Origin of the sequence: Sorangium sp. So ce1335 (assembly GCF_051521615.1) — a bacterium.
GTDB lineage: Bacteria > Myxococcota_A > Polyangia > Polyangiales > Polyangiaceae > Sorangium.
The window spans coordinates 2,433,037-2,453,439 of sequence record NZ_CP150363.1; the positions used below are offsets into that span (position 1 = coordinate 2,433,037).

Here is a 20,403-nt window from a genome sequence, read left to right on the forward strand (position 1 = left end):
GAGCCGCTCGCCCGCCGCGCGGCTAGCGAGGGCTCGCCGCGGCGTCGTCGTCCGGATCACCGTCGTCGGCGACCCTCGACGCGCCGTCCGTGAGCGGCGGGTACAGGCTCTCGACGAACGCCGCGGAGAGCCGCTCCTCGAGGCGCGCATCCATCCGCGCCATCGCTTCCCGGAGCCGGTCGATCTCCGCTGACAGGGCCGCCTTGAGCGGCCGGCGCTGCGTCTCCTCCATCTCGGCGAGCTCCGTCAGCGCCTCCTCGAGGCGAGCGCGCGCCGTCCCGGCCGCGCCGCCGGCGTCGTCCACGTCGTCCACGTCGTCCACGTCCGATTCCCGCACCAGGTGCTCCGCGACGCGCACCCGCCCGCGGTAGCGCACCCGCGTCCGCTCGAGGAAATCCCGGTACGGCTTCACTGCGCCGCTGAGCGCCTGCACCCCGGCTGCGAGCGCGCGCGCCTCGCCCCGGAGCGCCTCGCGATCGGCGTCGGCGAGCGACGGGTTGTTGTCGACGTGCGCCTCGAGCGTGGCCAGCACCTCGCGCGCCCAGCGGAGGTGCCGCAGCCCCGAGGCGCCGCGCGACAGCCGCCGCCCCGCGCGCTCCGCGCCCGGGCCGGCGCTCACGCCACCGCCGCCGCCGGCGCCGCCTCGCGCTTCGCCGTCTCGTTGATCCGCACGCTGACGAGCTTCGAGACGCCGGGCTCCTGCATCGTCACGCCGTAGAGCACGTCGACCGACTGCATCGTGCGCTTGATGTGCGTGATCAGGATGAACTGCGAGTGGCTCGTCATGCTCCGGATCGCCTCGTTGTAGCGGGCCACGTTCGCCTCATCGAGCGGCGCGTCGACCTCGTCGAGGATGCAGAACGGCGACGGCTTGAACTGGAAGATGGCGAAGATGAGCGACACGGCGGTGAGCGCCTTCTCGCCGCCGCTCATGAGCTCGATGTTCCCGAGCTTCTTGCCGGGCGGCTGCGCCAGGATCTCGATGCCCGTCTCCAGCATGTCGTCGGGGTTGGTCAGCCGGAGCTCCGCCTGCCCGCCGCGGAACATCTTCGGGAACAGCGCTTTGAAGCGCGCGTTGATGCCGTCGTACGTCGTCTTGAAGAGCCGCTTCGACTCGCGGTTCATCTGGGCGATCGCCTTCTCGAGGTCGTCGAGCGCCTTCTCCAGGTCGGCCTTCTGGCCCGAGTAGTACGTGTACCGCTCCTCGGCCTCGGCGTGCTCGCGCACGGCGTCCAGGTTGACCGGGCCCATGCGGTCGAGCAGCTCCGTCAGCTCCTGGATGCGCGCTCGGTGCGAGGCGTCGACCGGCGGCCGCTTGTGGTAGTCGCCGACGACGCGGGCGAGCTCCAGCCCGCGGAATCGCTCGCGCACCCCCTCGATGAGGTGGTTGTGCTCGACCCGCAGCCGCTCCAGCGCGAGCTCGTGCTTGCGGAGCTGCTCGGTCACCTCGGCGAGCTCCTGGCGCAGCCCGCGCAGGTCGGCCTCGCGCTCTGCGTGCGCGTGCCGCGCCTCGTCGAGCGCGCGCCGCGCCTCGGTCAGCGTGGCCTGCGCCGCGTGCGCCTTCGCGACGGCCTCCACGAGCGCCTCACGCGCGATCACGATCGTGGCCGCGGCCTTCCCGGCGCCGATCGCGCTCTCGGTCCGCTCCTGGTCGAGCCGGGCGATCCGGCCGCTGAGCTCGGTGCACGACCGCGTGAGCCGCTCGACCGTGCCCCGCGCCGCCGCCGCGCGCTCGCGCACGCGCGCGAGCTTCACCTTGCGCTCGGTCACGACCGACTGCTGCCCGAGCACCCGCTCGCGCCACTCCGCCGCGACCTGCTCGGCGTGCTCGAGGCCGGCGGCCGCCGCCTCGCGCGCCGCGCGCCCGGCCGCGAGCTTGTCCCGCGCCGCCTGCTGCTCGCTCCCGCCGGCGTCGAGGTTGTCGGCGAGGTCCTCGAGCTCGGAGCGCACGACGCCCTCGCGCTTCTGCGCCGCGGCGAGCTGCTCCTCCGCGCGGCGCAGGTCCTTCTCGGCCGTCACGAGCGCGAGCTCCCCCTCGTGCGCCTCGCTGCGCGCCCGCTCCAGCGCCGTCCCCACCTCGGTGATCCGCAGGCGGAGCTTCTGCTGCGCGTCGAGCAGCGCCGTCACCTCCTCCGACTTGGCCGCGACGAACTCGTGCAGCGCGCGCATCTCGCGCTTCTGCTCGATCATGCCCGCCGCGACAGCGTCGCCCGAGCCGCCGCTCACCACGCCGTCCTCGCGGACGACCGTGCCGTCGAGCGCGACGAGCGTGCACCCCGCGCCCTCCGCCGCGAGCCGCGCCGCCGCCGCGGCGGACTCGACGACCACCGCGTCGCCCACGAGCGCCCGCGCGAGCGCCTCGTCCTCGGGCGCGAACACGAGCCGGTCGACGAGGGGCCCGATCACGCCCTCGCCGCGCGGCGGCCGCCGCGTCGCGCCGGCCACGAACGCCGGCCGCGCCGCGATCACGCTCGCGCGCCCGCGGTTGTTCTTCGACAGGTCCGCGAGCAGCGCGATCCCGCGCTCGACGTCGCTCACGACGGCGCACTGCAGCCGGTCCCCGAGCAGCCCCGCGAACGCCGCGGTCAGCTCGGCCGGCGCCTCGATCCGGTCGGCCACGAGCCCGAGCAGCGCCGGGTCCTTCGTCTTGAGGAGGTTCTTCACCCCGGCGCCCACGCCCTCGAGCCGGGCGTGCAGCTCCTCGAGCGCGCGGAGCCGGTTGCGCCGCTGCCCGAGCTCGTTCTTCGCGTGATCCACGGCGCGGTCGCTCGCGACCGCCTGCTCGCGCAGCGCCTTCATCTCCGCGTCGAGCCGCGTGCGCTCCTCCGCGGAGATCCGCTTCCCCTCCGCGAGCTCCGCCACGTTCCGCGTCAGCGACGAGCGCCGCCGCTCGAGCTCCTCGGACTCGTACATGAGCCGCCCGAGCTCGTCCTCCAGCTTCGCCCGCCGCTGGCTCATCTCGGCCATGCGCCGGTCGAACCCGGCGAGCGACGCCTCGGCGGCCGCGACCGCCGCGGTGGCCTCGGCGGCCCGCCGCCTCAGCGCGGCGACCTCGTGCTCGGCGGTGCGCTCGCCGTGCCGCAGCTCCTCCAGCCGCTCGTGCTGCTCGAGCGCGAGCTCGCTCTCCCGCGCCTCCTCTTCCTCGACGCCGGCGAGCTGCGCCTCGAGCTGCGCCTTCTCGTTCGTGAGCTCCTCGACCGTCTTCTCGAGCTCGCCCTGCTCCTTGGCCGCGGTGACGAGCCGCTCCTCGAGGTGCCGCAGCCGGTCGCGCGCCCGCGCGATCTCCGCCTCGTGGGTGCGCACCTGGTTGTCGGCCGCGAACGCCTCGTTCTGCGCCCGCTCGGCGCGCTCCTCGCAGGCGAGGGCCTCGAGGCGGGTCACCTCGATCTCGGCCTCGCGCGCGGCGAGCGCCGCCTTCGCCGCCTGGGCCCGCTCGGCGTGCTCGGCCCGGCCGAACGACTCGCGCTGCGTGAGCACCGTGATCTCGAGGAGCTTGTGCGACGCCTCGTGGAGGACGAGGTCCTCGAGCTCCTTGCGGTAGTTCACGTACCGCTCGGCCTTGGCCGCCTGGCGCTTCAGCGACGCGAGGTTCCGCTGGATCTCCGAGACGATGTCCCCGACGCGGAGCAGGTTCTGCCGCGTCTGGTCCATCTTCTGCTCGGCCTGCTTCTTCCTGGCCTTGTACTTCGTGATGCCGGCCGCCTCCTCGATGAGCATGCGCCGGTCCTCCGGGCGCGCGGAGACGATGAGCCCGATCTTGCCCTGCTCGACGATCGAGTAGGCCTTCGTGCCGACGCCGGTGCCGAGGAACAGGTCGGTCACGTCCTTGAGCCGGACCTGGGTCTTGTTGATGAGGTACTCGCTCGTCCCGTCGCGGAACAGCCGCCGCGTCACCGCGATCTCCGCGTAGTCACGGTACTCGAGCGGGAGCTGCGAGGCCGCCGTGGGCTCGCTGTTGTCGAAGGTGAGCGTCACCTCGGCCATCCCGTGCTGCGGTCGGGTCTCGGAGCCGTTGAAGATGACGTCCGACATCGACTTGCCGCGGAGGTGCTTCGCGCTCTGCTCGCCGATGGCCCACCGGATGGCGTCGACGATGTTCGACTTGCCGCAGCCGTTCGGACCGACGATGCCCACCACATCCGTGTCGAAATGGACAACCGTCCGGTCGACGAACGACTTGAACCCGCTGATCTCGAGCTTCCGAATGCGCATGACGTCCCCGGGACCGGCCAGGCGAGCTTAAACGTATCGTCACAGCACGCCACGTACCGTCACATCTGGTAATCCCCGGGTCTACGTGCGCTGGCGTCGCGCGGCAAGACCGGAAACCGGTCCTCGCGCGCCCATCGAGGACCAGGTCTTGCGTCGCGCGGCGGCGCGGCGGCGCAGCGGCGCAGCGGCGCAGCGGTTCGGCGGCGCGGCGGCTCGGCGGCTCGGCGGCGCGGCGGCGCGTGACGATGTGATCGCGTGATGTCCGAAGCGCAATGCGCCCCTTTGGCAGCCGCCTTGACAGGTGGCTAACGTGGCCATATCCCTCGCGTTGTTCCCAGGAGTAGAAACGCCATGCCCACTTACGAGTACGCCTGCACATCCTGCGCGCATGAATGGGAGGCCGAGCAGTCCATCAAGGAGGCACCGCTGTCGGAGTGCCCGTCGTGCCACAACGCGACGGCCCGGCGGCAGATCTCGCGCGGAACGGGCTTCATCCTCAAGGGGGGCGGCTGGTACTCCGATCTCTACGCCTCCGGATCGAACAAGCCGCCCGCGAAGTCGGACGGCGGGTCGGGCAGCTCCTCCGGGTCGTCGGGGACGAGCTCCGACTCGGGCTCGAGCAGCTCCGAATCGACGAGCAGCACGAAGAGCGATTCCAGCTCGTCGTCCGCCTCCGCCGCCGCCTGACGCTGCCTCGGCGATCGGCGCTGTCGGTGGTGCCAGCCCTGCGCGGCGAGGGGCCGTGCAGGGAGCGGCCTGCTCTCGCGCCGGGAGTGCTGCGTGTCCACCTGCGCCGGGGGCGGTGCTAGGGTGGCCGGGATGGATGAGAGAAAGCGACTTGAGGAGCTCCGTCGGCAGCTCACGGAGCTGGATCAAGAAATCCTGCGAAGCATCGAGCGCCGGTCGCGCATCGCGCACGAGCTGGCCAAGCTGAGGACGGGCACGGCCCGGTTCGCCCCCACGGCAGACGCCGCCCACATGCAGGCGCTCGAGCGCGCCGTGACGCCGCCGTTCCCGCAGCGCGCCGTCCGGCCGATCTTCGTCGCGATCGACGCGGCCTCGCGCGCCTACGAGCTGGCGCCGCGGGTCGCGTACCTGGGCGCCGAGGGCGATTACGGCTGGACCGCGGCGCACGATCACTTCGGCGTCGGCGCCGAGCTCGTCCGCGCGGACAGCCCCGCGGCGGCCATCGAGGAGGTCGCGCGCTCGCGCGCGGACTTCGCCGTGCTCCCGTACGAGTCGTTCAAGGAAGGCCCGATCTTCCCGACGATCCAGGCGATCGGCGGCGCCGACCTCAAGGTGGTCGGCGAGCGCCAGCTCGCGCAGGCGCTCGACCTCGTGAACCGGAGCGGCAGCCTCGCCGACGTCGAGCGGGTCTACTGCTCGCCGCAGGACCACGTGGCCTGCGTGAACTACCTCGAGCTCCAGCACCCGCGCGCGCTGGTGCTCGACGTGCGGTGCCCGCAGGTCGCCTGGGACCTCGCGGCCGAGAACGAGGGCAGCGCCGCCATCGTCCCCCGCGGCTTCACCGGCGGGCAGGAGCTCCGCGTCGCCCGCGAGAACGTCGGCGACGAGGGGGAGCTCCGGATCCGCTACGCGGTGCTCTCGCGGCTCCCCGCGCCGCGCTCGGGCCACGACGCCACGGCGGTCCTCTTCAGCGTCCACGATCGGCCCGGCGCTCTCCACGACATCCTCCAGCACTTCAAGGAGCGGAGCTGCAACCTCCGGCGCGTCCACTCCCGCCCCGTCCCGGGCGAGGGCTGGGACTACGTCTTCTACGTCGAGGTCAGCGGCCACACGACGGATCGCGCGCTCGTCGCGGCGCTCGAGGGCGTGAAGCGCGAGACCAAGATGCTGAAGATCATCGGCTCCTTCCCGCTGGAGCGCCCCGACCCGCCGCACGAGCGAACCTGATGGCGAGCGAGAGGATGCGGATGCTGCTGCAATTCCGGGGCGCCGCCGCCCTGCGCCGCGCGGCGGGCGCGCTCGCGATCGCGGCGCTCGCCGCTGCGTCGACGCTCGCCGGCTGCGGCGGCGCGGACGACAGCCTCGCCCTGGTCGGCGGCGAGAAGATCGACGCGACAGCGATCGATCGGGACCCGCTGGCCGTCTTGCCGAGCGGCGCGGTGATGCTCGGCTACCTCGACGCGGCGGCGCTGTTCACCTCCGGCCTCGGGGGCGAGGTCAACCAGATCGTCGCGAGCCTGCTCCCGCTCGGACCGGAGTCGAACTTCGTCCCCTCGCGCGACGTCGTGAAGGTCTACGGCGGCCTGTACGCGATGCAGGGCGCGGACTTCTGCGCCGTCATGCAGGGCAACTTCGACGTCGACGCGATCCGCCGCGCCGCCGACGCCCGGACCGTCACCGTCATCGGCGCGCCGCTCGTGAAGACGCGCTACGCGGACAACGACCTCTTCACGGCCGGCAACGTCGGCTTCGTCGTGCTCACGCCGCACACGATCCTCACGGGCAACGAGACCGGCATGCGGCGGGCGCTCGACCGTCTCCGCTCCAGCAAGCTGCAGCGGTCCGTGCCCTCGTGGATGGTCGAGCTCCTGAACACGAAGAACGCGTCGTTCGCCGTGGCCGGCGATTTCACGAGCCAGCCCGCGGTCGCGTCCGCGGCGGGGCAGCTCCCGTTCCTGTCGGGCCTCCAGTACGTGCGCGTCATCGGCAACTTCCAGCCGCCCGGCGTCAACTTCGCCGGCGCCTTCACGTACACGGACCCGCAGAGCGCGGCGAACGGCGCCGTCGCGCTCCGGAACCTCGAGCAGATCGCCCGGGTCGCGACCCTGCTCTCGTCGTGGGGCTTCGGGTACGGCTCCGTCCCTCCGATGCAGGTCGCGCAGCGCGAGAGCGACGTCGCGTTCACGCTGCCGCTCGGGGAGGGGATCGTGCGCATGCTCCTGCGCACCGCGGCCGAGGCGCTGCGGGGCGCGGCGCTCGTGCGCTGACGTCAGGCCTTGCGCGGCGCCCCGCGCGTGGGCGGCGCGGCGTGGGCGGGGTCGTCCGGCCACGCGTGCTTCGGGTAGCGGCGGCGGAGCTCCTTGGCGATGGCCGGGTAATGGCGCGCCCAGAACCCGGACAGGTCGGTCGTGACCTGCACGGGGCGCTGGTTCGGCGCGCACAGGTGCAGCACCACGGGCACGCGCCCGCCGGCGACGCGCGGCCCCTCCGCCATGCCGAAGAAGTCCTGCAGCCGCGACGCGAGCGACGGGGGCGCGCCCGCCGTGTACTCGAGGCGCGCCCGCCGGCCGCCGGGCAGCACGATCGACTCGGGGGCGAGCTCGGCGAGCGCGCGCGCCTGCGCGGGGCTCAGCGACGCCCGCGCGGCGCCCGGGAGATCCGCGTCGCGCAGCTCGGCGAAGCTCCTGCGCCCGTCGCAGAGCGCGTCGAGCGCGGCGAGCACCGCGTCCTCGCCCACGTCGGGCAGCCCGGCGTCCGGGCAGTGCGCGCGCACGAACGCGACCCGCAGGAGCCAGGCGTCGAGCGCGTCGCCCTTCACGAACGCCCGCCACCCCTTCGCCCTCGCCTGCGCGGCGAGCTCCCGCGCCGCCGCCTCGGCCAGCGGACCGCCAGCGGCCGCGGCCGGCCGCGACTCGTCGAGCACGAGGGCGTCGTACGAGAGCCGGCGCACGACCTCGACGCGCTCCGCGGCGGCGTTCCACGTCGCCTCCGTCGTGTCGCGGATCGCGTCCGTGAACAGGTCGAGCAGCCAGTCGGCCTCGATCGCGCTCGCCGCCCGGACGATGGTGCGCGCCGAGCGCCCCTCGCTGCGCTCCTCGATGTCGACAGCGACGACGAGGTCGACGTCCTCGATCACGCTCGCCTCGGAGAGCGCGGCCGTCCCGCCGGCGGCGAGCACGACCTCGCGCCCGCTCCGCCCCGAGGCGTTCGCCGGGCGGCGGAGGCGCCCCACCCGGTCGGGGTAGCCGGCGAGGATCGCGATGCGCTGCGCGGCCTCGCGCGCCTCCGCGGTCTCCGGCGGCGCCGCGCTCCGGTGGTCGGCGAGCCGCGAGAGCTGCTTCCGCGTCCGCTCCACCGCGAGCGCTCGCGCCGGGTCGATGCCGAGCCACCGCAGCCGGTCCGCCGCGAACCGCGCGCGGTCCGCCTCGTCGAAGGTCTGCAGCGCGGCGAGCAGGTCGGAGCTGTGCCGCGCGTCGCTCCGCCGCCCGCTCCCGTCGCGCGGGCCCGCGGGCGCGCCGAGGTCGCGCTCCGCGACGAGCGCCGCGAGGGTGCACCCGTCGTTGGCGATGCCGCGCCGCTCGGCCTCGACGATCATCCGCGCCTGCCGCGGGTGCGCCGGGAAGCGCAGCATCCGCCGGCCGGTCGGCGTCACGCGCCGCCGCTCGTCGAGCGCGCCGAGCCGCACGAGCAGCGCCTCGGCCGCGGCGAGCGAAGCCGCAGGCGGCGCCTCCAGCCACCCGAAGCCCTCGAGATCCGTGACGCCTGCGGCGCAGAGCTCGAGCACCGTCTCCGCGAGATCGAGCCGGCGGATCTCGGGGGCCTCGTGCTCCGGCCGCGCGGCCAGGTCTCCGCGCGTGTAGAGCCGGAGGCAGCGGCCGGGTCGCGTGCGCCCGGCGCGCCCCGCGCGCTGCGCCGCCGCGGCGCGGGCGATCGGCGCGACGCGGAGCGTCGGCAAGCCAGACCAGGGCGCGTGCGCGGCCACGCGCGCCAGGCCGCTGTCGACGACCGCCACGACGCCGTCGATGGTGACGGACGTCTCTGCGACGTTCGTCGAGAGGATGATCTTGCGACGATCCGCGGGGCGCACCGCGCGATCCTGCTCCGCCGGCGACAGCGAGCCGTGGAGCGGCAGGAGCAGCAGGTCCGCGCTCTTCGCGAGCGCCGCGCACGCCTCCATCGACCGCCGGATCTCCGCGGAGCCCGGCAGGAACACGAGCACATCGCCGTCGAGCCCCTCCTCGATGAGCTGCCGCACCGACGAGGCGACGAGGCTCTCGAGCGCCCTGTCGCCCCAGTGCGCCGGCGCGCGGCGGTCGCCCGCGGGGTGGGTCGACGCGCTCACCCGGGCGGTCGGCAGGTACTCGATCGCCACGTCGAACATCCGCCCCTCGGCGCGCACGATCGGCGCCGGTGCGCCCTCGGCCGCCGCGGCGCCGTTGTCGCCGCCGGCCTCGGCGGCCTGGGCGGGCTGCGCGACCGGCCCCCCGAGGAACGCCGCGATCGGCCCGGCGTCGAGGGTGGCGGACATCACGACGAGGCGGAGGTCGGGGCGCGCGCCGCGCTGCAGGCGGCGGAGCAGCGCGAGGGCGACGTCGCCGGTGAGGTGCCGCTCGTGGAACTCGTCGAGCACCACGGCGCTGACGCCCCGGAGCTCGCGATCGACGAGGAGCCGCCGCGTCAGCACGCCCTCGGTCACGAACCGGATCCGCGTGGCCGGGCCGGCGGCCTCCTCGAAGCGCATCGTGTAACCCACGGTCTCGCCGACGCGCTCGCCGAGCTCTTCCGCCACGCGACGCGCGGACAGGCGGGCCGCGAGACGCCGCGGCTCGAGCACGAGGATCTCGCCGCGCTCGGCGAAGCCCGCGTCGAGCAGCGCGCGCGGCACGCGCGTCGTCTTGCCCGCCCCGGGCGGCGCCTCGAGCACCACGCTCGGGTGCGCGCGCAAGGTGGCGCAGAGATCGGGGAGGATGGGGTCGATCGGCAGCGGCTGCATGGCTTCGGTGCGCTCCCGCGGAGGAGCGCGGCCCCGGAGCCTAGCAACCCTTCGGGCGCGTGGACCTGTGATACTCGTCGAGCACCGTGAGCGCCTCGACCGATCCGACCCGTCTTTCCGCGACCGCGCTCTCCGCGCTCCTGGCCGCGCGCGAGATCAGCGCCGAGGAGCTGACGCGGGCGCACCTCGCGCGCATCGACGCGCTCGACCCGCGGCTCAACGCCTTCACCCAGGTGCTCCACGACGAGGCGCTCGCGGCGGCGCGCAGCCTCGACGATGAGCGCCGCCGCGGGGACGTCCGCGGCCCGCTCCACGGGCTCCCGGTCACCGTGAAGGAGTCGCTCGACATGGCCGGCATGGCCTCCACGCTGGGCGTCGCGTCCCGCAGGGGCCATCGGGCGGCGGGCGACGCAGCCGTCACCGCGCTGCTGCGCCGCGCCGGGGCCGTGATCCTCGGGCGCACGAACGTGTCGCAGCTCCTCTTGTACAACGAGTCGCGCAACCCGCTCTTCGGCCAGACGGCGAACCCGTGGAGCCTCGACCATAGCTCCGGCGGATCGTCCGGCGGCGAGGCCGCCGCCATCGCCGCGGGGATGTCGCCGCTCGGCATCGGCACGGACATCGGCGGCAGCATCCGCGTCCCGGCGCACTGCTGCGGGATCGCCGGCCTGAAGCCCACGCTCGATCGCTGGAGCAACCAGGGGAGCAACTCGGCGCTGCTCGGGCAGGAGGCGATCCGCGCGCAGGTCGGGCCGATGGCCCGGACCGCCCGCGACCTCGCGCTCGTCGTGTCCGAGCTCGATCCCGCGGCCATGGCCGCGCTCGACGTGCGCGTGCCGCCCTTCCCGATCGTCGAGCCGGCGAGCGTCGAGGTGGCCCGGCTGCGCGTCGGCTTCTACTGCGACGACGGCCTCATCCCCTCCTCGGCCGCCGTCGCCCGCGCCGTCCTGAAGGCGGCGTCCGCGCTGCGCGCGCGGGGCGCGACGGTCGTGCCGTTCACGCCGCCCGGCATCGTCGACGCCGTCTACGGGTACTTCGCGGCGCTCTCGGCGGACGGCGGCGCGACTGCGCTGGCGCTCGCGCAGGGCGGCGAGAGGGCGGAGATCGACGTCTCGCTCCGCTCGCTCCGCACGATGGCGACGCTCCCGCCGTTCGCGCGGCGCGCCGCCGCGCGGGTCGCCGGGCTCGCGGGCGAGCGGCGGCTAGAGCGCCTTCTCGAGGTCACCGGGCCGAAGTCCGTCGCCCAGTTCTGGCGCGCCACGCACGCCCTGCGCGAGGCGCGCGCCGCGATCGCGTCGGCGATGCGCGCCGAGGCGCTCGACGTGCTGCTCTGCCCGCCGTACGCGACGCCCGCGCTGCCGCACACCGGGTCGCGCGACTTCGTCCTCGCGGGCAGCCCCGCGATGCTCTGGAACCTCACGCAATTCCCGGCCGGCGTCGTCCCGGTGACCCGCGTGCGGCCCGAGGAGGCGCGCCGCGAGCGGCCGCGCGACCGGCTGGAGAAGCGGGCCGCCGAGGTCGATGCGAAGAGCGAAGGCCTGCCCGTCGGGGTGCAGGTGGTCGGCTTCCCTTACAGCGAGCACGTGGTGCTGGCGGCGATGATCGCCATCGAGGACGAGCTCGCGGGCGAGCCGGATCGGCCCATCACGCCGGTCTCACCGCCCTCGCTCGTCGGATGACACCGTGAAGCCGGGCGCCGCGCGGCGCGGGCGACACCGTGATGCCACGACGGGGCCGCCGCGCCGTTGCGCGGCGCGACCACGGTCGACGAGAACGAGGCCCTACAAAGCCGAAAGGTCCGCCGGAGAACCTCTCCGCCGGACCAGTCGGGGCGAGTGGATTCGAACCACCGACCCCTTGACCCCCAGTCAAGTGCGCTAACCAGGCTGCGCTACGCCCCGAGCCACTCCGCCGCCTCGTTTCGGTGCGGAGCGAGGCGCACCGTAGTCGAAGCCCTGCCAATTGCAAGGGTTTCGCGTCGTGCATCGAAGACCCGCTCCGGACGGGGCATCCGGCGCTGCTCCGGGGACGCGCGGCGCACCGCGGATCGCGCCGGAAGGAGGCCGCCCTCAGGGCACGGGCGCGCGATCCGAGCGGCGCGGGGGGATGGCGCGGAGCGCGGCCGCGAGGCTCTCCGCGGTACCCTCGGCGACGACGATCCCGTCGTCGGCCCTCGCCCACGCGCCCACGTCGCCCGCGTCGCACGCGATGACCGGCACCCCGAGCGCGCGCGCCTCGCGGATCACCGTGGGGGCGGCCTCGTGCGACGAGGGGTGCAGCAGCACGTCCGCCGCGCCGATCCACGCGAGCGCCTCGCGCCGCGGCAGCGTGCCGGTGAAGCGCACCGCCGCGCCGCCCGCGGGGCTCACGGCGCCGGCGCTCCCGGCGTCGTGGCCGCCGCGGCGCGCGAGGCGCTCCAGCGCGTCGCGCTCCGGGCCATCGCCGACCACGACGAGGCGCACTCCGGGGCCCACCGCGCGCGCCGCCTCGATCGCGAGCTCGACCCGCTTCGTCGGGATCAGCCGGCACGCCACGACGGCGATGCGCTCGCCCGGGCGCTCCAGGAGCTCGCGCCGGAGCACGTCCGCGCGCTCGCCGACGGGCGGCAGGTCGAACGCGGGCGGCTCGACGCGCGAGGCGCCGAGGAGCGCGCGGGCCTGCGCCGGCGCGAGCGCGGCCGCGAGCGCGTCGCGGAGCGCGCCCGCTGCGAAGACGAAGCGCGCGTCGCGCCGGAGGAGCGCGCCCATGACCGACGCGCGCGCTGCGCGCGGCGCGCGGAGCAGCAGCCGCACGTCGGCGCCGTGCGCGCGCACCTCGAGCCGCGCGCGGCGCGAGGCGAACAGCAGCGGCCACGCGCAGGGGACGATCCAGTGCGCCACCGCGTGATCGACCGGCCCGAGCGCGCGGAGCCGCGCGAGCACCGAGACCGCGAACGGTCCCGCGGAGAGCAGCCGGAGCGGCGACGCGCGCGCGCGCGCCACGGCGCCCGGCCACGCGAACAGCGCGCCGCCGCCCGCCCGATGGACGACGAGCTCGCCGTCGCGCGACGGCGCGTCGAGGACCGAGCCTCCGGCGGCGATCACGTGAACCTCGGCGCCGCTGCGCGCGAGCGCCTGCGCTGACGACCGCACGAAGTGGCCGGACGGATCCTCGTCGCTGAGCGGATAGGACGTCGTGACGACGACGGCGCGCATCGGGGAACCTCAGGGCTGGGCGCGGCGGGGCGCGTCGACAGCCCCGCGCCCGCGTCGATCGGGCGTGCGACCGGAGGGCGCGTCACACCGCTGCGGCCAGAGCAGCTCGACCGGGTTGAACAAAATGACAGGACGCAGAGCACGCCGCGGACGCTTGATCCAGCGTCCTCGCGCGTCTTCTGCGTCCTGGCCGTTGCGCTCTGTTGCGCGCGGGAGCGGGACGGTCGCCCTAGGCGACCATGTCCATCTTGGACCGCTTCCGGCGGCGGCGCGCGGCCTCCGAGGCCTTCTTCCGCCGCTTCACGGACGGCTTCATGTAGTGCCGACGCCGCTTCAGCTCGCGGAGGATCCCCTCGGCAGCCATCTTCCTCTTGAGGTGTTTGATGGCGCGCTCGATGCCCTTGTCGCCCACGGCGACCTCGAGCGGTTTGCACTGAATGGCGTCGGTCGGCATGTCTCGAAGCGTCCTCTTGCTGGGGAAAAAACTTGCCCAGTTGGCGGGCGGAAATGCAAGCCGGCAGGGGGCCGGCAGCGCGGGGCGCGCACTATGGCAGAGCACCCCCAGCCTCGCAAGAGGCATCCCCGTGGGACGGAGCAGCGCGTCGCGGCGCGGCGCGCCCGCCGGATCGGCCTGGTTTGCCCGCCCGTCCGGACCGTGGGCGGGGTCGTGGGACTGATTGTTAGGACTTGCAACTGAGAAACTTTCTAACTATCTATCTCGCCGTGGCTGCCTCGCGAACACCTGCCGCGAAGGGTTCGTCGCTCCGGCCCTCCCGGGGGCGTGCGGCCGGCCTCGGCGGTGTGGCGATCGCGGAGGATGCGAGGGTCGCGTCCATGCTGGCCTGCGTGAGGTCCTCGGGCCTCAAGCTGACGCCGCAGCGCCTGGCGATCGTGCGGGAGCTCGCGGCGGATCCGACGCATCCGACGGCGCAGGAGCTGTTCGAGCGGCTCCGACCGGCGCTGCCGACGATGAGCTTCGCGACCGTCTACAATACGCTGGACGCGCTGGCGTCCGCGGGGCTCTGCGTCGCGCTGTCGCTGTCGCCCGGCGCGTCGCGGTTCGATCCGAACATGGCGCCGCACCACCACGCCGTCTGCGATCGCTGCGGGCTGGTCCGCGACGTGCCGTGCGAGCCGCGCGAGCCGCGCGAGGCGCCGACCGCGCGATCGGAAGAGATCGTCCCGGCGCAGCTCGCGGCCGCGCCGGGCTTCGAGGTCCGCGCCGTCGAGCGGATCTACCGGGGAATCTGCGCTACCTGCGCGCAGGGCAGCCAGGGAGACGTCGTCGCGAGAGCGCAGGCGCGAGACGCCGGGCGTCCCGCGGCGAACAGTCGACTGCGCCGTGCAGGGGCTCGAGGGGCGCGGCGCCCCGAGCGCGTGTAGCGGGGCCGCCGCGCCGCCTCGCCGACCTGCGCCGGCACCAGGAATCCATCGTCCCAGCCGTTCAACCAAGGAGAGCGAACACCATGGCAAACAAGCAGCTCACGGGCACGAAGACGCACCAGAACCTGAAGGACGCGTTCGCCGGGGAGTCCCAGGCGAACCGCCGCTACCTCTACTTCGCAAAGGTCGCCGACGTGGAAGGCCGCCCCGACGTCGCGGGCCTCTTCAAGGACACGGCCGACGGCGAGACGGGCCACGCGCACGGCCACCTCGACTACCTGAAGCAGGCGGGCGACCCGGCGACCGGCCTGCCGATCGGCAGCACGGAGAAGAACCTGAAGGCGGCCGTCGCCGGCGAGACCCACGAGTACGAGACGATGTACCCGGGGTTCGCCAAGGAGGCCCGCGAGGAGGGCTTCGAGGACATCGCCGAGTGGTTCGAGACGCTCGCCAAGGCCGAGAAGTCGCACGCGGGCCGCTTCCAGAAGGCGCTGCAGTCGCTCGACTTCTGAGGTTGCCCGAGGAGAGCGCGCGAGCGTCCCGGATCGCGCCGAGCCGCCGGCGGCTCGATCCGGGGCGCACGCCCCAGCGCTGCCTGATCTGCCGTCTGATCTGCCGTCTGATCTGCCGTCCGATTGCGTCTGTTCCGCCGTCCGTTGCCGGGCGGCGCGGTGACCCGTCCGTTCGCCAAAAAACCACGTGATGTTGAGAGGAACCGACCTGTGAGCGTCATCCGGCGTGCACCAGACCGTCCACCGGCGACGTCGCCGAACGACGAGCGATATCTCGATCCCCGCGATCTCGAGGCCGAGCTGCGGCGAACGTTCCAGATCTGCCACGAGTGCCGCATGTGCGTCGGGTATTGCGGCTCGTTCCCCGAGCTCTTCGCCCGCGTCGACAGGGACATCGAGGCCGGCGTGGCCGAGGGGGCCGAGGCCCTCACCTACGACGATTTCAAGGCGGTCGGCGACGAGTGCTGGCAGTGCAAGCTCTGTTACATCAAGTGCCCGTACACCGCCGACGAGCACGCGTACGAGCTCCTGGATTACCCGCGCGTGCTCGCGCGCGAGCGCGCGGTGCGCGCCCAGCGTGAGGGCATCCCGCTCGTGGACAGGATCCTCGGCGAGCCGCAGCTCATCGGCGAGCTGGGTTCGGGCGCCGTCGCGCCGCTCGCGAACCTCGTGCAGGCGAGCCGCCTGCTGCGCAAGGTGCAGGAGAAGGTGACCGGGATCTCGTCGGAGTTCCCGCTGCCGGAGATGGCGCGCAAGCCGTTCTCGTCGTGGTTCGCCGAGCACGGCGCCGTGCCCGACGCCGGCAAGCAAGGCTCCGTTGTGCTCTTCGCGACCTGCTACGGCGAGTACAACACGCCCGGCGTGCCCGAGGCGGCGGTCCGCGTCCTCGAGCACAACGGCTACGCGGTGCACGTGCCCGGCTGCCCCTCCGAGAACGAGCCGGAGGACGCGCCCGACGGCGCGCTGACGTGCTGCGGGATGCCGAACCTCGACGGCGGCGATCTCGACGCCTTCATGGCGAAGGTGAAGCAGAACGTCGCGCTCCTGCACCCGCACGTGCGCATGGGGCGGAAGATCATCGTGATCGGCCCGACCTGCGGCTACACGATGAAGAAGGAGTGGCCCGAGTACCTGCAGACGGCCGAGGCGCGCGAGGTCGCGGCCGCGACGCTCGACATGATGGAGTTCCTCGTCCAGCTCGGGCGCGAGAAGAAGCTGAACCGTGAGTTCAAGAACGGCCTCGGCACGGTCGCGTACCACGCGGCGTGCCACCTGCGCGCGCAGAAGATCGGCTTCCCCGGGGCCCGGGTGCTCGGCGTCGTCCCCGACACCGACGTGCGCGTCGTCGAGCAGTGCTCGGCCGTGGACGGCACGTGGGGGATGAAGGCGGCCCACTACGAGACGGGCCGCAAGTACGCGTCGAAGCTCGTGCGCGGCGTCGCGGACGCGGACGTCATCGTCAGCGACTGCACCCTCGCCGGCCTCAGGATGGTCAAGGAGAACGGCGCGAAGGTGCTGCACCCGGTCGAGGCGCTCGCCCACGCGTACGGGATCGGACCGACCTCGTATATCGCGCCGAAGTCGTGAACGTCGCTGTAAGGAGAAGAGCCGTCATGCGTCCCATCGATCGCAACGAGGTGCTCGGGATCGGCGAATACGAGACGATTCGCGAGCGGTTCCGCAGCCGCATCATCGAGGAGAAGCGGCCCCGCCGCGTGCGGATCGGAGACCACCTGACAGCGGTGTTCGAGAACCGCGACTCGGTGCTGTTCCAGATCCAGGAGATGCTGCGCACCGAGCGGATCACGAGCGAGAGCGGCATCCTCCACGAGATCGAGACGTACAACGATCTCATCCCGGGGCCGGGGCAGCTCAGCCTGACGCTCTTCGTCGAGATCCCCGACCGGGCGCTGCGCGACAAGATGCTCGTCGATCTCGTCGGCCTCGAGGACACCGTGTCGATCGAGGTCGACGGCGTGGCGGCGCGCGCGGTCGGCAAGCGCGACGGATCGATGGAGGACCGCACGACGGCGGTGCACTACCTCAAGGTGGATCTCCCGGCCGAGGCGCAGGCCGCGATCAAGGCTCGCAAGGCGGCGGTGTCGCTCGTCGTGGCGCACCCGCGCTACACGGTGAAGGTGCCGTTCGGGAGGGCGACCCTGGACAAGCTCGCCGAGGATCTCGCCTAGCCGCGATGGTCTCCCTCGAGCGCCCGATCAGATTCGAGGACGTCGACGCCGCGGGCATCGTCTTCTTCGCGCGCTTCCTCAACTACGCGCACGAGGCGATGGAGCGGTTCTTCGCGCCGCTCGACGGGGGCTACGCCGGCCTCATCCTCGCGCGCCGCATCGGGCTGCCCGCGGTGCGGGTCGAGGCCGACTATGCGGCGCCTGTGCGTTACGGCGAGGCGCTCCGCATCGAGACGTCGGTCGTCCACATCGGCCGGCGGAGCGCCACGCTCAGGTACCGCATGATCCGCGCCCATGACGGCGTGCTCTCGGCCGAGCTCCGCCACACCGTGGTGACCACCGACCTCGTGCAGATCGCGTCGGTCCCGATGCCGGAGGACGTCCGCGCCCTGCTCGGCGCCCACCTCGATCCAGAGCAGGCGCCCGCCGGCGCCGGTCACGCCGTGTGAGCGCGCGGCCGCGGCCGCCGCGCCCGCGCGCGCGCACCGCCGGCGATCCGAAGCCGCGCCCCCAGCTCGCGCGGCGGGTCGACCTGACGCTCCTGCGCGACCGGGCGCACTACGACACGCTCGTGATGGGCGCCGTCGCCAGCGCGCGCGTGTCGGTGTGGATCGCGACCGCCAACGTGAAGGAGCTGCGCGTCGAGGCGCCGGTCGGATCGAGGGCGCGGGCGCGCGGGCGGTACATGTCGTTCCTCGATCTGCTCGACGCGCTCGCCGCCCGCGGCGTCGAGCTGCGCCTGCTGCACGCCGGCGTGCCGTCGCGCGCCTTCCGCGCCGAGCTCCGCCGCCGCGCCCGGCCGCCGATCGAGATGCGGCGCTGCCCGCGGGTCCACCTGAAGATGATCGCGGTCGACGGCGCGCTCCTGTACCTCGGCTCCGCGAACCTCACCGGCGCCGGGCTCGGGGCCAAGGGCGACGGGCGGCGCAACTTCGAGGCGGGCGTGCTCACCGACGACGACCTGCTGCTGGACGAGATGCAGGCGACCTTCGACGCCATCTGGACAGGCGCCGAGTGCAAGGGGTGCCGGCTGCGGCCGCTTTGCCCCGGCCCGCTCGACGAGATCGAAAAATCCCGTTGCGCTGGCGGCCGCGATGACCGATGAGCTGCGCATGATCACCGCGGCGCTGGACCCCGCTGACCTCGATCGTGTCGCCGTCGCCGCGCTCGCGCGCATCGAGAGCGGGATGTTGCTCGGGCTCGGCACCGGGCGCACGGCCGAGGCCTTCATCCGGCGCCTCGGCGAGCGCGTCCGCGGTGGGCTGCAGATCCGGGGCGTCCCCACGTCGGAGCGCTCTGCCGAGCTCGCACGCCGCGAGAACATCCCGCTCGTGCCGTTCGAGGAGGTCGAGCGCCTCGACGTCGCCATCGACGGCGCCGACGAGGTGGCGCCCGATCTCGGCCTCATCAAGGGCCTCGGCGGCGCGCTCCTCCGCGAGCGCGTGGTGGCCTACGAGGCCGCGCACTTCATCATCCTCGTGACGCCCGAGAAGCTCGTCGAGAAGCTCGGCTCGCGCGTGCCCATCCCGATCGAGGTGGTGCCCTTCGCGATCTCGTCGGCCGCGCGGCACCTGACCGCGCTCGGCGGCAAGCCCGCGCTCCGCAAGAACGCGGACGGGTACCCCTTCCAGACCGACAACCACAACTGGATCCTCGAGACCGCGTTCGGCCCGACCGACGCGCCGGCGGCGCTCGACGCGCGCATCCGCAAGATCCCCGGCGTCGTGGACACCGGCCTGTTCCTCGACATGGCGACCCTCGTGCTGGTGGCCGAGGCCGGCGCGGTCCGAGAGCTTCACCGGCAGCGGTAGCGTCCCCGGGCCCCCGCTCGTCCCTGCCTCCGCGAAGGGGGGAGGCCCGAGCAGGGGCTCCTCGGGCCGGGCAGCTCGGCGAGACCTCCCGCGCCCCCCCGGAGGACGACGCCGTGACTAGCGCGCCGGCCGCTCCAACCTGCGGGCCAGATCGTCCAGCGCGAGGTTGCCCGGCGCGCCGAGCGACACCCGGGCGCGGAGGCTCGCCGCGGCGTCGCCGGCGGGGAGCGCCGCGATCTCGGCCGCGACCTTGCGGTACGCCTCGCGGAACGGGACGCCCTGCACGGCGAGCTCGACGGCCCGATCGGTCGCGAAGCACTCCGGCGTGATCGCCCGGGCCATGCGCTCGCGGTCGAAGGCGAGCCCCTCGACGAGCCGCGGCAGCAGGCGCGACGTCGCGAGCGCCTCGTCGAGGCCGCGCATCGTGGGGCCCTTCGTGAGCTGCAGATCGCGGTGGTACCCGGACGGGAGCGCCACGATCGACTGCACCTCGGCGAGCGCCCCCTGGACGACGGAGCAGGCCGCGCGCATGAGCTCGACAACGTCGGGGTTGCGCTTCTGCGGCATGATCGAGGAGCCCGTCGTGAACGCCTCGGGCAGCCGGATAAACGCGAGCTCGCTCATCGCGAACAGGCTGAGATCCCACGCGAGCCGGCGGGTCACCGCGACCACCTGCCACGCGGCCGCGAGGATCTGCGCCTCGATGAGGCCGCGCGACGTCTGGGAGGCCAGCGGGTTCAAGGCCACGCCGGCGAACCCGAGCTCGCGCGCGACGCCGACGCGATCGAGCGGCAGGTTCACGCCGAACCCCGCGGCGCCGCCGAGCGGGCACCGGTCGACGAGCGCTCGCGTCGCCCGCACCACGTCGACCGCGTCGGTGAGCCCCTCGACGAACGACGCGGCCCAGTAGCCGACCGAGGACGGCACCGCCCGCTGCAGGTGCGTGTAGCCGGGCATCGGCGTGTCCGCCTCGCGCCGCGCGAGATCGAGCAGCGCACGGGCGCCGGCCGTCGCGTGCTCGGTGAGCTCGTCCAGCGCGTCGCGCTCGTAGAGGCGCATCGCCACGAGCACCTGGTCGTTGCGGCTCCGGCCCGTGTGCACCTTCTTGCCCGCGTCGCCGATGCGGGCGACCAGCGCGGCCTCGATCGCGCTGTGGCCGTCCTCGTCGTCCTCGGTGAGCCGCAGCTCGCCGGCCTCGTTCTGCGCCGCGAGCACCTCGAGCTCGCGGACGAGCGCGTCGCGCTCTGCCTCGCTGAGCACGCCGATGCGCGCGAGCCCGCGGACGTGCGCGATCGTGGCCCGCAGGTCGTAGGCGAGCAGGCGCTGGTCGAGCTGCCAGTCGTCTCGCGAGGTGTAACGGAGCATCTGGGCGTCGGTCGCGCCCCCTTTGTCCCACAGTCGTACGCTCATTCGGATCTCTCA

The 20,403-nt window shown here is 73.7% G+C and carries 17 protein-coding genes and 1 tRNA gene; 11 read left to right on the forward strand and 7 right to left on the reverse strand.

Annotated features, from left to right (window positions below):
• Positions 1-22: 22 nt before the first annotated feature.
• Entirely contained in the window at positions 23-619 is a 597-nt protein-coding gene (locus WMF24_RS09055; RefSeq protein ID WP_437735976.1) for a hypothetical protein, read from the reverse strand.
• Positions 616-4,212 carry a chromosome segregation protein SMC gene (gene smc / locus WMF24_RS09060; RefSeq protein WP_437735977.1) on the reverse strand — a complete coding sequence of 1,199 codons (3,597 nt, stop codon included), beginning with the start codon at positions 4,210-4,212 and terminating at the stop codon, positions 616-618. The genes WMF24_RS09055 and smc overlap by 4 nt, the downstream gene beginning before the upstream one ends.
• Positions 4,213-4,563: 351 nt before the next feature.
• On the opposite strand from smc, the gene WMF24_RS09065 reads away from it, so the two are divergent.
• The 3 genes from WMF24_RS09065 (at position 4,564) to WMF24_RS09075 (ending at position 7,166) form a co-directional block, all read left to right on the forward strand.
• On the forward strand, positions 4,564-4,899 hold the full coding sequence (locus tag WMF24_RS09065; protein WP_437735978.1) for an FmdB family zinc ribbon protein: 336 nt from the start codon (positions 4,564-4,566) through the stop codon (positions 4,897-4,899).
• A 132-nt stretch (positions 4,900-5,031) separates the two neighbouring features.
• The gene (locus tag WMF24_RS09070) at positions 5,032-6,126 is read left to right on the forward strand and encodes a bifunctional chorismate mutase/prephenate dehydratase (RefSeq protein ID WP_437735979.1); all 1,095 of its coding nucleotides are present in this window, start codon (positions 5,032-5,034) and stop codon (positions 6,124-6,126) included.
• Between the two features lie 20 nt (positions 6,127-6,146).
• On the forward strand, positions 6,147-7,166 hold the full coding sequence (locus WMF24_RS09075; protein ID WP_437735980.1) for a hypothetical protein: 1,020 nt from the start codon (positions 6,147-6,149) through the stop codon (positions 7,164-7,166).
• Between the two features lie 2 nt (positions 7,167-7,168).
• Here WMF24_RS09075 and WMF24_RS09080 read toward each other — a convergent pair whose 3' ends face one another.
• On the reverse strand, positions 7,169-9,892 hold the full coding sequence (locus WMF24_RS09080) for an ATP-dependent RNA helicase (RefSeq protein ID WP_437735981.1): 2,724 nt from the start codon (positions 9,890-9,892) through the stop codon (positions 7,169-7,171).
• An 86-nt stretch (positions 9,893-9,978) separates the two neighbouring features.
• On the opposite strand from WMF24_RS09080, the gene WMF24_RS09085 reads away from it, so the two are divergent.
• Positions 9,979-11,571, forward strand: a complete 1,593-nt coding sequence (locus WMF24_RS09085) for an amidase family protein (RefSeq protein ID WP_437735982.1) — start codon at positions 9,979-9,981, stop codon at positions 11,569-11,571.
• A gap of 147 nt (positions 11,572-11,718) precedes the next feature.
• Here WMF24_RS09085 and WMF24_RS09090 read toward each other — a convergent pair.
• The 3 genes from WMF24_RS09090 to rpsU all read right to left on the reverse strand — a co-directional run bounded on the left by WMF24_RS09090 (position 11,719) and on the right by rpsU (position 13,540).
• Positions 11,719-11,793 (reverse strand) — tRNA-Pro (locus tag WMF24_RS09090).
• 168 nt (positions 11,794-11,961) lie between these two features.
• Positions 11,962-13,086, reverse strand: coding sequence for a glycosyltransferase (locus tag WMF24_RS09095; protein WP_437735983.1), 1,125 nt, complete (start codon positions 13,084-13,086; stop codon positions 11,962-11,964).
• 229 nt (positions 13,087-13,315) lie between these two features.
• A complete protein-coding gene (rpsU, locus tag WMF24_RS09100) occupies positions 13,316-13,540 on the reverse strand; it encodes a 30S ribosomal protein S21 (RefSeq protein WP_012234386.1) in 225 nt (74 codons plus the stop codon).
• A gap of 233 nt (positions 13,541-13,773) precedes the next feature.
• Here rpsU and WMF24_RS09105 point away from each other — a divergent pair, with 233 nt between their 5' ends.
• From WMF24_RS09105 to rpiA, 7 genes are all read left to right on the forward strand, one after another.
• The gene (locus WMF24_RS09105) at positions 13,774-14,469 is read left to right on the forward strand and encodes a Fur family transcriptional regulator (protein ID WP_437735984.1); all 696 of its coding nucleotides are present in this window, start codon (positions 13,774-13,776) and stop codon (positions 14,467-14,469) included.
• 83 nt (positions 14,470-14,552) lie between these two features.
• Entirely contained in the window at positions 14,553-14,981 is a 429-nt protein-coding gene (locus WMF24_RS09110; RefSeq protein ID WP_437735985.1) for a rubrerythrin family protein, read from the forward strand.
• A gap of 210 nt (positions 14,982-15,191) precedes the next feature.
• A complete protein-coding gene (locus WMF24_RS09115; RefSeq protein WP_437735986.1) occupies positions 15,192-16,568 on the forward strand; it encodes a hypothetical protein in 1,377 nt (458 codons plus the stop codon).
• Between the two features lie 26 nt (positions 16,569-16,594).
• Positions 16,595-17,170: a DUF3501 family protein gene (locus WMF24_RS09120; protein WP_437735987.1), complete on the forward strand. Its 576-nt coding sequence runs from the start codon at positions 16,595-16,597 to the stop codon at positions 17,168-17,170.
• A 5-nt stretch (positions 17,171-17,175) separates the two neighbouring features.
• Entirely contained in the window at positions 17,176-17,619 is a 444-nt protein-coding gene (locus WMF24_RS09125) for an acyl-CoA thioesterase (protein WP_437735988.1), read from the forward strand.
• Positions 17,616-18,275: a phospholipase D family protein gene (locus WMF24_RS09130; RefSeq protein ID WP_437735989.1), complete on the forward strand. Its 660-nt coding sequence runs from the start codon at positions 17,616-17,618 to the stop codon at positions 18,273-18,275. The genes WMF24_RS09125 and WMF24_RS09130 overlap by 4 nt, the downstream gene beginning before the upstream one ends.
• On the forward strand, positions 18,265-18,981 hold the full coding sequence (gene rpiA / locus WMF24_RS09135; RefSeq protein WP_437735990.1) for a ribose-5-phosphate isomerase RpiA: 717 nt from the start codon (positions 18,265-18,267) through the stop codon (positions 18,979-18,981). The genes WMF24_RS09130 and rpiA overlap by 11 nt, the downstream gene beginning before the upstream one ends.
• 117 nt (positions 18,982-19,098) lie before the next feature.
• Here rpiA and argH read toward each other — a convergent pair whose 3' ends face one another.
• Positions 19,099-20,391, reverse strand: a complete 1,293-nt coding sequence (argH, locus tag WMF24_RS09140; protein ID WP_437735991.1) for an argininosuccinate lyase — start codon at positions 20,389-20,391, stop codon at positions 19,099-19,101.
• Positions 20,392-20,403: the final 12 nt, after the last annotated feature.